Genomic DNA, 11,486 nt, shown 5'->3' with positions numbered 1-11,486 from the left:
ATGCCCATCCAGTTGCCGGCCACCTGCACGACGGCACGGTTGGCATCGATCCGCACCAACTGGGCCTGCTGAGACAGCAACATCCGGGTGGAGGGCAGTTCCAGGCTGCCGAGGATCTGTTGCCAGAGCTCGGGCAGGTTGACCTCGTTTCCGGGGAGATTCGGCAGTTCTGGCGATGCTGCCGCAGGCTCTTTCGCGGCTTGAGCAGGAGCGGGTGCTTCGGCTGGCGTGGCTGCCGGTTGGCTTGAGGTGGGAGGCTCGGCCGGCGCAGCGGCTGGGGGGGTAACCGTTGCTGGGGCGGATGTTGGCGGTGCCGGTTGGGGTGCTGGAGCTGCTGCAGCAACCGCCGGGCGTTGAGCGGGGGCAGCAGCTGCTCCTGCTACCGCAGCGGTGCTGGGTTCCGCCAGCAGGCCTAGCAGCAGCACTTCCAGCCACAGCCGGGGTTGCACGCTCTGGCGCAATTGCTGCTCACCGCCGCGCAACTGGGCTTGCCACTGCAGAAGCCTGGCGCGGCCGATCTGTTTCGCGAGTGGAGGCAGCTGATCGCGGAACTGGGGCGACACGCTGGTGAGTTCCGGACGGTCCGGTGCAGCGGCCATCAGCACCAAGTCGCGGAGGATGGCCGCCAAACCCTGCAGCACTGACCCTGGATCCCGGCCGCGGTCGAGCAGGGCACGGGTGGCTTCCAGCAGGGGCACTGGGTCGGCGGCGGCCATCGAGCCCACCAGTTCCAGCAACTCCTGTTCCGGCACCGCACCCAAGAGGTCCCAAACCGCGGTGGCCTCGATCGGTGCCGGCAGCAGACTCAGCTGATCCAGCAGGCTTTCGGCATCGCGCAATCCCCCCTGGGAGCGCTGGGCCACCACGTGGATGGCCTCCGGCTTGATCTCGATCGCTTCCTGTTCCGCGATCCAGCTCAGGTGTCCCTCCAGGGCATCGAGGGGGATCCGGCGGAAATCAAAGCGCTGGCAGCGGCTCAGGATCGTGGGCAGCACCCGTTGCGGGTCGGTGGTCGCCAGCACAAACACCACCTGTGGCGGTGGCTCCTCCAGGGTTTTCAACAGGGCGTTGAATGCCGCGGTGGAGAGCATGTGGCACTCATCCACCCCGTACACATTCCAGCGTGCCTGCACCGGCGCGAAGCGGGAGCGCTCGATCAGTTCACGGATGTTGTCGACGCCGGTGTTGGAGGCGGCGTCGATTTCGATCACATCGAGTGCCGTGCCGGCCGCGATCGTGGTGCACAGCTCGCAATGCCCGCAGGGCTGGGGTGTGGGCCCGTCACTGGTCTGGCAGTTGAGTGAGCGCGCCAGAATCCGGGCGCTGGAGGTCTTTCCAGTGCCCCGTGGCCCGCTGAACAGATAGGCCGGCGCAATCCGTTGGCTGGTCAGGGCATGACCCAGGGTGGCTGCAATCGCCTCCTGCCCCACCAGTTGGTCCAGGCGCTGCGGGCGATATTTGTGATGCAGCGGCTGGTAGGCCGAACTCATGCGCCCGTGCTGATGTGGCGAGATTACTCAGCTTCGTCTGCACTTGGCAGGGCCGGTGGCTGATCGAGCAGCGCATCGATCCGTTCTTTGAGGTCGTCGATCGCTGCGAGTTCATCGGCCAGGGTCTGCCCGGAGAGCAGCAGGCGTTGGTCGGCGCCGTCGCCGGCCTGTTGGAGCAGGGTTTCCAGCTTGGTCAGCAGGGTTTGCCGGAGTCGTTCCAATTTGGCGACTCCTTCGCGGGCCATGGCTCGAGCGCTGTCGTCCAGTAAGCCCCGCTGCACCAGGAGTTCCAGGCCCCGCATCAGGGCGGATGGCATCAGTCCGCTCCAATGCCGGGCTCGCTCCAGCACGGATTCCACCTGACTGCTGCGATGGCGCCCGGTCTTGCACCAGATGGCGAAGTGCTCGCAGTTGTTGAACAACAGGTTGTAGTTCTGCTCCCCGATCCGGCCCATGGCCCGCCGCAGGGTGACCCCGGTGGATGAGGCCTGGTCGTGCTCTACGACGCTGATCGGCTGTCCCTGGCTGAAGTCATCTCGGGAACTGCGGAGGATCTCACGTCCTTCCAGATAGTGCGCCACCGTGCCATCCCCAAGGTCAATGCCGTGGTGGTTGAACAGTCCGTGCTGTCGCGGGACCTCGAGGTGGTCAGCGGCCGCCAAGGCTCAGGCGCTTTTTTGTTGGTTGGTGTCCGGGAGGGGCAACACTTTGCCGCCGGTGTGTTCTTCCACCATCGCCCGCGTCACGGTGAAGTCCTTCACCGTGGATTGGGAGGGAAGGTCGTACATCAAGTCGAGCATCAGTTCTTCGACGATTCCCCGCAGCGCCCGAGCGCCGGTTTTGCGGCGATGGGCTTCTTCGGCGATCGCTCCGATGGCGTCGTCGGCGAATTGAAGTTCAACGTTGTCCATGCTCAGCAGCGTGCGGAACTGCTTCACCAGAGCATCACGCGGTTCGGTGAGGATCGATTCCAGGGCGTGCTGGTCGAGGGGCTCCAGCACCGCGCTCACGGGCATCCGGCCGATGAATTCAGGGATCAGGCCGTACTTCACCAGATCATCTGGCTCGAGATGGCGAAGCACTTGTGCGGCTTGTAGATCGCGGTTGTTGCGGCTTCGGCCACGACCATCGGCCGGCATGAATCCGATGGAATTCCGTCCCATCCGTTTCTGCACCACATCGTCGAGGCCGACGAAGGCACCACCGCAGATGAACAGAATCTGACTGGTGTCGATTTGGATGCAGTCCTGATAGGGATGCTTGCGGCCCCCCTGGGGTGGCACGTTGGCGACGGTGCCTTCCAACATTTTCAGCAGGGCCTGTTGAACCCCTTCGCCTGAGACGTCTCTGGTGATCGAGGGGTTTTCGCTTTTGCGCGCAATCTTGTCGATCTCATCGATGTAGATGATGCCCCGTTGGGCCTGATCGACATCCATGTCTGCCTTTTGCAGCAGCCGCAGCAGGATGTTCTCAACGTCTTCGCCGACGTAACCCGCTTCGGTGAGGGTGGTGGCATCCGCCACAGCGAAGGGGACATCCAGCATCTCAGCCAGGGTCTGGGCCAGCAGGGTCTTGCCGCAGCCTGTGGGGCCGATCAGCAGGATGTTGCTTTTGTGCAGACGGGTTGCCGTCTGTTCGGTTTCTCCCTGTCCATCGCCTTGCCACGCCAGGCGTTTGTAGTGGTTGTAGACCGCCACCGACATCACCTTTTTGGCGGCGTCCTGACCCACCACCTGCTCATCGAGGAAGCTTTTGATCTCCTGGGGCTTGGGAATCGAGGCCAGCGTCGGTGCAGGTTTATTGCTTTTGCGAGCGCCGGGCGCTGGCTTACGGCTGGCATCGCTGCTCTGCCGTGGGTTGCCCTGGCTGTCGACCAGCTCTTCATCAAGGATCTCGTTGCAGAGATCGATGCACTCGTCACAGATATAGACGCCAGGGCCGGCGATCAGCTTGCGCACCTGATCCTGAGATTTGCCACAGAAGGAGCACTTCAGATGCGCATCAAATTTGGCCATCGACCGCCGGGCTCTTCAGAAAGGAACACAGGACACGACCAGGTGAGGGTCTCCCTGAACGCTCAGCATCGGGAACAAACGGCTTGCTGTCAGCCGTCCGTAACGATTCCTCCGTCCCTGGAACTGTCCACCACCCGATCGATCAGGCCGTATTCAACCGCTTCTGCCGGGGAAAGGAAGTAGTCGCGGTCGGTGTCTTCTGCGATTTTGTCCAATGGTTGGCCGGTGTGGTCGGCCATCAACCCATTCAGGGTTTCTTTGAGGTACAGAATCTCCTTGGCCTGGATCTCGATGTCCACCGCTTGCCCCTGGGCGCCGCCAAGGGGTTGGTGGATCATGATCCGAGCATTCGGCAAGGCAAGACGCTTGCCTTTGGTGCCGCCGGAGAGCAGAAACGCTCCCATGGATGCCGCCAGTCCGTAGCAGATGGTCACCACGTCAGGGGCCACCTGCTGCATCGTGTCGTAGATGGCCAGACCTGCGGTCACCGAGCCCCCCGGGGAGTTGATGTAGATCTGAATGTCTTTTTCCGGGTCTTCCGCTTCCAGGAAGAGCATCTGAGCCACCAAGGCATCGGCGACGGCATCGTCGACCCCGGTCCCCAGGAAGATGATCCGTTCGCGAAGCAGACGCGAATAAATGTCGAAGGCGCGATCGCCGCGACCGGACTGTTCGACCACCGTGGGCAGAGGACCGGGCGCCGAGATCGGCATCTCGGAGCGCCAGCGGTTCTGAATCGGGTGGTGACTGCGGGCGTCGATCACGCGCTCGGGGCCTTCAAAGTCCCCTCAATCTATGGGCGCTGCTCACCCCTCGTTGTCCGCCTCGGACTTTGCCTTGGTTGCGGCCTTCTTGGCGGCAGGCTTCTTCTTGGTGGCAGTTTTGCCCTCTCCGGCCTCGGCTGCCTTTTCGGTGAGGGTGCTGTTGGACTCGAGCCAGCCCATCAGCTGGTCCTGCATCAGGTCATCCATCACGGCCTGGCGCAGTCGCTCGGGATCGATCTGGGTCTCTCCGGAGAGCTCTTTCTTCACTTCCTTGATCTTGGCGTCGACATCCTTGTCTTCCACCTTGATGTCCTCGGCCGTGGCCAGGGCGGTGAGGGCGAAGCTGCGGCGGAGGCGCTCCTCGGCTTCCGGTCGGGAGTTCTGCATCAGGTTGCGCACCAGATCTGGTGTGAACAGTGACTTCACGTCCATGCCTTGCTGAGCGAACTGCGCGGCGGTCTGCTCGAGCAGGTTGCGGCTTTCCTGCTGGATCAGGGCTTCCGGTAATTCCACCTCGAGTTGTTCCACCAGCGCTGCGATCAGGGCATCACGGCGGTTGCTGGTCTGGCGGCGCTCGGCGTCGTCCTTGAGGCGTTGCTCCAGGTCCTTGCGCAAGTCAGCCAGGGTCTCCTGCTCGCTGGCTTGTTTGGCAAAGGCATCGTCCAGGGCAGGCAGTTCGCGGGTCTTGAGATCCTTGAGGTCGATCACGAAGGCTGCTTTGCGGCCGCGGGCATCCTCCTTGGGGTAATCCTCAGGGAACTGGCAGTCGACGGTTTTGCTCTCGCCCACCGCCATGCCGATCACCCCTTCGATGAAGCCGGGGATCATGCGGCCGTTCTCCAGGTCCACATCCATGGAGTCGGCGCTGCCGCCCTCGATCTCGGAACCGTCATCGCTGTAGGTGCCCTTGAACCCCAGCACGGCGATGTCGCCCTTGGCGGCAGCCCTCCCTTCCACGGGAACAACCGTGGCCAGTTGTTTCCTGGAGTCTTCGATCATGGCGTCGACCTGGCTGGCGTCGTAGCTCACGGCTTCGAATTCAGCCTTGAGGCCCTTGGTGCTTTTCAGCTTCGGGGTGGGGGCCACATCGGTTTCCAGGGTGAAGGTCAAGTCCTCACCGGGCTGGAAGCCGTCCAACAGTTTGTCGAACCCATCGCTCAGTTCCGGCTGGCTGAGGGGCTCAAGATTTTCTTGCTTGATGGTGTCGCGCCACACGCCGTCCACCAGGTTTTCCAACGCTGTGGCCCGGATGCGAAGGCCGCCAAGTTGCTGAACGAGAACGGTGCGTGGCACCTTGCCCTTGCGGAAGCCAGGCAGGTTGATGCTGCGGCTCAGGCTGGTGATCGCCTCCTCGTAGCTCGTCTTGCAACGCTCGCCGGGGACCGTCACCGTCACCGCCAAACGGCTGCTGGGGCGGGATTCTGTGGTCACCTTCAGGGTGGCAGCGCTCATGACGGAGGGAAAGGCACAACGGGGCAGCCCCTCACATTAAGAAACCGGTGGTTTGGGCCCCGGCCGGTAAGCTGCTTTCAGCTTCATCTTCGTTTCGCAGGCCGTCGTTCCGAAACGGTCGCAACGAACGTGATAGCCCAGTGTTTTTGTCCCATCGCTCCCGCTTGTCCACTTCGCTTCCGAATCGTCCTCTCACCGTTGCAGTCCTGGGTGCCAGCGGAGCCGTTGGTCAGGAGTTGCTGCTTCTGCTTCAGGAGCGTCGTTTCCCCGTTGGTGAACTTCGTCTTCTGGCGTCATCCCGTTCTGCGGGGTCGACCCAGCAATGGAATGGCCAAACCCTCACCGTTCAGGAGGTGAGTGCAGAGGCCTTCGCTGGTGTTGACCTAGTGCTGGCCTCCGCCGGTGGTTCGGTATCGCGCCAGTGGCGTGACGCGATCACAGCTGCCGGGGCGGTGATGGTCGATAACTCCAGCGCCTTCCGCATGGAGGAGGGCGTGCCTCTGGTGGTGCCGGAGGTGAATCCCGATGCGGCCTTCAGCCATCGCGGCGTCATCGCCAATCCGAACTGCACCACGATCCTGCTCACGCTGGCTCTGGCGCCCCTGGCGGCCAAGAGGGCCATGCGTCGGGTTGTGGTCAGTACGTATCAGTCGGCCAGTGGAGCGGGTGCTCGGGCGATGGAGGAGCTCAAAACCCTCTCCCAGACTGTGTTGGATGGCGGCACGCCCAAGAGTGAGGTGCTTCCTTATTCCCTTGCCTTCAACCTCTTTCTGCACAACTCCCCCCTCGAACAGAACAGTTATTGCGAGGAGGAAATGAAAATGGTGAATGAAACTCGCAAGATCATGGAACTCCCGGATCTGCGCTTCACAGCCACCTGTGTGCGCGTCCCGGTGCTGCGGGCCCATTCGGAAGCGGTCAATATCGAATTCGAGCAGCCCTTTCCAGTGGAGGAGGCCCGGACCTTGCTGGCAGCGGCTCCAGGTGTCGAATTAATTGAAGATCGAGCTGCCAATCGTTTTCCGATGCCCACTGATGTCACCGGTCGTGATCCGGTCGCCATTGGTCGGATCCGCCAGGACATCAGCGATCCCAATGCCCTCGAGCTCTGGCTCTGCGGCGATCAAATTCGCAAGGGTGCGGCGCTCAATGCTGTGCAGATCGCGGAACTGTTGATTCAGAAGTGATGAGTCTTTCCGCAACCCTCTCTCCAGCACCCTTCGGCCGTGTGGTCACCGCGATGGTGACCCCGTTCGATGCCAGTGGCGCCGTGGACCTCGAGCTCGCTGGACGCTTGGCGCGCCATCTCGTGGAGCAGGGATCCGATGGTCTGCTGGTTTGCGGGACGACCGGAGAATCCCCAACCCTGAGCTGGTCTGAACAGTCGCAGTTGCTCGCGGCTGTGCGCCGCGCCGTTGGCAGCGATGCCAAGGTCATGGCTGGCACCGGCAGCAATTCCACCGCTGAGGCGATTGAGGCCACCCGAGAGGCGGCCGCCGCTGGAGCTGACGGAGCCCTGTTGGTGGTGCCGTATTACAACAAGCCACCGCAGGACGGTCTGGAAGCGCATTTCAGGGCCATCGCCGAAGCCGTGCCTGAGCTTCCATTGATGCTCTACAACATTCCCGGTCGCACCGGCTGCTCCATGGCTCCGGAGACCGTGGCGCGCTTGATGGACTGCCCCAATGTGGTTAGTTTCAAGGCGGCCAGCGGCACCACAGAAGAAGTCACGGCACTGCGGTTGGCCTGCGGTTCGCGTCTGGCGATCTACAGCGGCGACGATGGCCTGACGCTGCCGATGCTGTCGGTCGGTGCTGTGGGTGTGGTCAGTGTTGCCAGCCACGTCGCTGGTCCCCAGATCCGCGCCATGATCGACGCCTACTTGAACGGCGATGGTGCGGCGGCCCTCGCCGGCCACGAAGCCTTGATTCCGCTGTTCAAAGCGCTGTTTGCCACCACCAATCCGATTCCCGTTAAAGCCGCCCTCGAACTCAATGGCTGGCCCGTCGGATCCCCTCGTCCTCCCTTATCCACGCTCCCTGACGCGATGAGAACCACGTTGTCCAACACCCTCGCCGCCCTTCGTCAGACCTAGTCAGGTTCGACTTAAAGGCTCACGCGACCGTTTCCTCTACGTTTTTTCAACTACATGTCCAACAGCTCCAGAACCTCCCGCGCCAAGGAACCCTGCCTGCGGGTGATTCCCCTTGGTGGCCTGCATGAGATCGGCAAGAACACCTGCGTGTTCGAGTACGGCGATGACCTGATGCTTGTGGATGCCGGTCTGGCCTTCCCCAGCGATGGCATGCATGGCGTGAACGTGGTTCTGCCGGACACGAGCTTCCTGCGTGAAAACCAGAAGCGGATCCGGGGCATGATCGTGACCCATGGTCACGAAGACCACATCGGTGGCATTGCCCATCACCTCAAGCACTTCAATATCCCGGTGATCTACGGGCCTCGTCTGGCCCTGTCGATGCTCACCGGAAAGATGGATGAGGCCGGTGTCACCGATCGCACCACCCTCCAGACCGTCGCCCCCCGCGATGTGGTGAAGGTGGGGCAGCACTTCTCGGTGGAGTTCATCCGCAACACCCACTCGATGGCCGACAGCTTTTCGCTGGCCATCACCACGCCGGTGGGCACCGTGATCTTCACCGGTGACTTCAAGTTCGACCACACCCCGGTCGATGGTGAGTACTTCGACATGGCTCGCCTGGCCCATCACGGTGAACAGGGCGTGCTGTGCCTGTTCAGTGACTCCACCAATGCGGAGGTTCCCGGTTTCTGCCCGCCGGAGCGTTCCGTGTTCCCCAACCTGGATCGTCACATCGCCACGGCGGAAGGACGGGTGATCATCACCACCTTCGCCAGTTCGATCCACCGCGTCTCGATGATCCTGGAGCTGGCGCTCAAGAACGGTCGCAAGGTGGGTCTGCTGGGCCGCTCGATGCTCAATGTGATCGCCAAGGCCCGTGAGTTGGGCTACATGCGTGCTCCCGACGATCTCTTCGTTCCGATCAAGCAGATCAATGACGTTCCGGATCGCGAAACGTTGCTGTTGATGACCGGCAGTCAGGGTGAACCGCTCGCTGCCCTGAGCCGCATCTCACGGGGTGAGCATCCCCAGGTGAAGGTCAAGACCACCGACAAAATCATCTTCTCGGCGAGCCCGATTCCAGGCAACACGATCTCTGTGGTCAACACGATTGACCGGTTGATGATGCTGGGCGCCAAGGTTGTTTACGGCAAAGGCGAAGGCATTCACGTCTCTGGTCATGGCTTCCAGGAAGACCAGAAGCTGATGCTGGCTCTCACCAAGCCGAAGTTCTTCGTGCCGGTGCACGGTGAGCACCGCATGCTGGTGTGCCACGCCAAGACCGGTCATTCCATGGGGATTCCGGTCGATAACACCCTGATCATCGACAACGGTGATGTCGTTGAGCTCACCCCGGATTCGATCAGCAAAGGTGATCCGGTGAAAGCAGGGATCGAGCTGCTGGATCAATCCCGCAATGGCATCGTTGATGCCCGGGTGCTCAAGGAGCGTCAGCAGCTGGCCGAGGACGGCATTGTCACCATCCTGGCGGCCATCAGCACCGATGGTCAGATGGTGGCTCCACCACGGGTCAATCTGCGCGGTGTGGTCACGACCGCAGACGCTCGCAAGATGTCCATGTGGACAGAGCGTGAAATCAACTGGGTGCTCGAGAATCGCTGGAAGCAGCTGTGCCGGAACACGGGTGGCAAGGCTCCTGAAGTGGATTGGATGGGTGTGCAGCGTGAGGTTGAGGTGGGTCTCGGCCGGCGCATGCGTCGCGAACTCCAGGTGGAGCCGCTGATTCTGTGCCTGGTGCAGCCCGCCCCCGCAGGGACGCCTGCCTACAAGGGCCGTGCCGATGCTGAGCCGGATGACCGTCCGGCTCCCCGCGGTCGTCGCAATGCCGGCGGTGGTGCCGGTGGTGGTCGCCGCAGCACACCCGCACCGGTTCGCAACACAGCCGCTGCGTCTGCTTCGGCAGCTCCGGCGACCCCTGCAGCTGCGACCCCTGCTCCGGCAGTGGCAACACCCGCTCCAGCTGCTGCGGTGACGGCCGTGGCGGAGAAGAAGGCTGAGCCCGAACCGGAGATGCCTGCTGGCCGCACCCGTCGTCGTCGTTCAGCAGCCGTCTGACTCGCTGGCGCATCAACCCTTCAGCCCATGCTGAGGGGTTGATGCGTCATGGCAGCAGATCCGGCTCATCGTTGGCCATGGGGCCAACGATTTGCAGAAACGCGGCGGCAGAGATGCAGAACATCAGGGGTGTGGCGGCAAACAGGCCGACTCCGATCAACAACATCCCGATCAAGAGAATCACCACCTCAACGAGCAGCAGGCCCAAGGCTTTCCACCACAGCGGTTGGATGCGGGCTTGGCCGTCTTGAACGGCAGTGATGGGACCAAGTTCCATCACTGTTGTGAAAAAGGGCAGGAAGGTTTGGGTCACGCTGAACGCGGTCGCCAGGATCCCGGCCACGAGGAAGATCACGATGGTCAGCAGCGGCAAGACCACGGTCAGGAGCCCTGCGCTGAGTCCTGCAGCCGCGATGATCACGAAGAGGATCACGTTCACCACCAGTGTTCCGAAGAACAGCCGTCCCCAGCTGTTCAGATCGACCCGCATCAGATCCCCCAGGGTGGGGCGGTCCCCCTGCACGGCCATCCAGGAACCACGGACCAAACCTGTGACCATCCATAAATTCGCCAGAAGAGGCCCCACCACGGTGATGGCGCTGACGAGATTCACGACCACGGCGATCAAGGTGAAGCCCACGAAGGGCCAGGGACTTGTTCGGAAGGCCAACCAGCCTGCGGAGATCGCCAGCTGAAGGTTGAGCTGACCGGGTTCGATGTGGGATGCCAACCGTTCGCGTTTGGCGCTGGATGCACCGTTGTCGTTGACCTTGTCCTGGGATGGATCACGGTCGTCCTCCACCTTGAGGTCGTCGATGGAGACGCGAATCCAGTGTTGTTTCAACAGAGCCTTCAGTTCACCCTGGTCTGAGGCTTCCAGTTCGAGTTCAGGCTCCGGCTCTGGTTCGGGGAGAGGTTCAGGTTCTGGCTCGGGCAGAGGTTTGGGCTCAGGCTCCGGCTCTGGTTCAGGTTCTGGTTCTGGTTCTGGTTCCGGGAGAGGTTCAGGTTCGGGCTCTGGCGCTGGTTCGAGTCCGGGCTCCGGCTGAACTGGGATTGCTGCGCTCGCTTCAGCGAGCTCTGTGTTGTCATCCAGCCATGGCATCGCCGAGTTGCGCGATGGTGCTGCGGGGGCAGAACCGCTTGGAGCATCGCCCAGAAGAAACGGATCTTTCAGCAGATCAGGTAGGGCCCCCGCTTGGGTGGCTGCGGGTTGGGCGTCTTCAACCGTCTCCACGGGAGCATCGTCGTTGCGTGCTTCTGGGCGGCTGGCAGCACGGGAGCGCTCGAGGCCCTGCTGTGCCAGTTGCGCCTGGATGTCGGGTGGCTGGCTCTCGAGCACCAACGCGTAGAAGCGGCTGGCTTGTTCCGGTTGCTCAAGGCCGTGAAGGCTGATGTGGCCGAGCAGCAGGGCCACAAAGCTGCGCCATCCGTACCAGGCCGCCGCATTGCCGGAATCCTCTGGTGTGGTCTCCTCCAGTTCCGACAACAGCCCCATCGCGATGGCATGGGCGTCGGAGTAGCGCTCGTTGCCGTAAGCCTGTTCGGCTTGCTGGTAACGCGTCTGGAAGTCCCGGTCCAAAAGAATGGAGCA

At 62.3% G+C, this 11,486-nt stretch carries 9 protein-coding genes; 3 read left to right on the top strand and 6 right to left on the bottom strand.

Going from position 1 to position 11,486, the window contains the following annotated elements; all coding sequences use genetic code 11:
* The 5 genes from ACGVKB_RS08710 to tig form a co-directional block, all read right to left on the bottom strand.
* The coding region (locus ACGVKB_RS08710) for a DNA polymerase III subunit gamma/tau (RefSeq protein ID WP_392351160.1) at positions 1–1,490 on the bottom strand (1,490 nt) is incomplete at its 3' end.
* Positions 1,491–1,513: 23 nt separating this feature from the next.
* A complete protein-coding gene (locus ACGVKB_RS08705; RefSeq protein ID WP_392351158.1) occupies positions 1,514–2,152 on the bottom strand; it encodes a lecithin retinol acyltransferase family protein in 639 nt (212 codons plus the stop codon).
* A gap of 3 nt (positions 2,153–2,155) precedes the next feature.
* Entirely contained in the window at positions 2,156–3,505 is a 1,350-nt protein-coding gene (gene clpX, locus ACGVKB_RS08700; protein ID WP_392351156.1) for an ATP-dependent protease ATP-binding subunit ClpX, read from the bottom strand.
* A gap of 89 nt (positions 3,506–3,594) precedes the next feature.
* Complete coding sequence (clpP, locus tag ACGVKB_RS08695; protein ID WP_392351154.1) at positions 3,595–4,269, bottom strand: ATP-dependent Clp endopeptidase proteolytic subunit ClpP; 675 nt, start codon at positions 4,267–4,269, stop codon at positions 3,595–3,597.
* 42 nt (positions 4,270–4,311) lie between these two features.
* Positions 4,312–5,721, bottom strand: a complete 1,410-nt coding sequence (gene tig / locus ACGVKB_RS08690) for a trigger factor (RefSeq protein WP_392351152.1) — start codon at positions 5,719–5,721, stop codon at positions 4,312–4,314.
* A 164-nt stretch (positions 5,722–5,885) separates the two neighbouring features.
* Between tig and ACGVKB_RS08685 the strand changes: the two genes are divergently transcribed.
* The 3 genes from ACGVKB_RS08685 to ACGVKB_RS08675 are packed head-to-tail and all read left to right on the top strand — an operon-like array spanning position 5,886 to position 9,895.
* A complete protein-coding gene (locus ACGVKB_RS08685; RefSeq protein ID WP_392351150.1) occupies positions 5,886–6,908 on the top strand; it encodes an aspartate-semialdehyde dehydrogenase in 1,023 nt (340 codons plus the stop codon).
* Positions 6,908–7,816, top strand: a complete 909-nt coding sequence (dapA, locus tag ACGVKB_RS08680; protein ID WP_392351148.1) for a 4-hydroxy-tetrahydrodipicolinate synthase — start codon at positions 6,908–6,910, stop codon at positions 7,814–7,816. Before ACGVKB_RS08685 ends, dapA begins: the two co-directional genes overlap by 1 nt.
* A 54-nt stretch (positions 7,817–7,870) precedes the next feature.
* Positions 7,871–9,895 (top strand): ribonuclease J, encoded by a 2,025-nt coding sequence (locus ACGVKB_RS08675; protein WP_392351146.1) that lies wholly within the window; start codon positions 7,871–7,873, stop codon positions 9,893–9,895.
* A gap of 46 nt (positions 9,896–9,941) precedes the next feature.
* Here ACGVKB_RS08675 and ACGVKB_RS08670 read toward each other — a convergent pair.
* A partial coding sequence (locus tag ACGVKB_RS08670) for a hypothetical protein (RefSeq protein ID WP_392351144.1) occupies positions 9,942–11,486 on the bottom strand: 1,545 nt, incomplete at its 5' end.

It is taken from the genome of Parasynechococcus sp., from assembly GCF_042954325.1.
GTDB lineage: Bacteria > Cyanobacteriota > Cyanobacteriia > PCC-6307 > Cyanobiaceae > Parasynechococcus.
The sequence above is the reverse complement of the archived record's forward strand: the minus strand, read 5'-3'. Positions and strand labels throughout refer to the sequence as shown.

Bases quoted from the DNA above. Each gene is read 5' to 3' on its own strand.
- clpX (WP_392351156.1), bottom strand. From the start codon at position 3,505: ATGGCCAAATTTGATGCGCATCTGAAGTGCTCCTTCTGTGGCAAATCT.
- tig (WP_392351152.1), bottom strand. From the start codon at position 5,721: ATGAGCGCTGCCACCCTGAAGGTGACCACAGAATCCCGCCCCAGCAGC.
- dapA (WP_392351148.1), top strand. From the start codon at position 6,908: ATGAGTCTTTCCGCAACCCTCTCTCCAGCACCCTTCGGCCGTGTGGTC.
- ACGVKB_RS08675 (WP_392351146.1), top strand. From the start codon at position 7,871: ATGTCCAACAGCTCCAGAACCTCCCGCGCCAAGGAACCCTGCCTGCGG.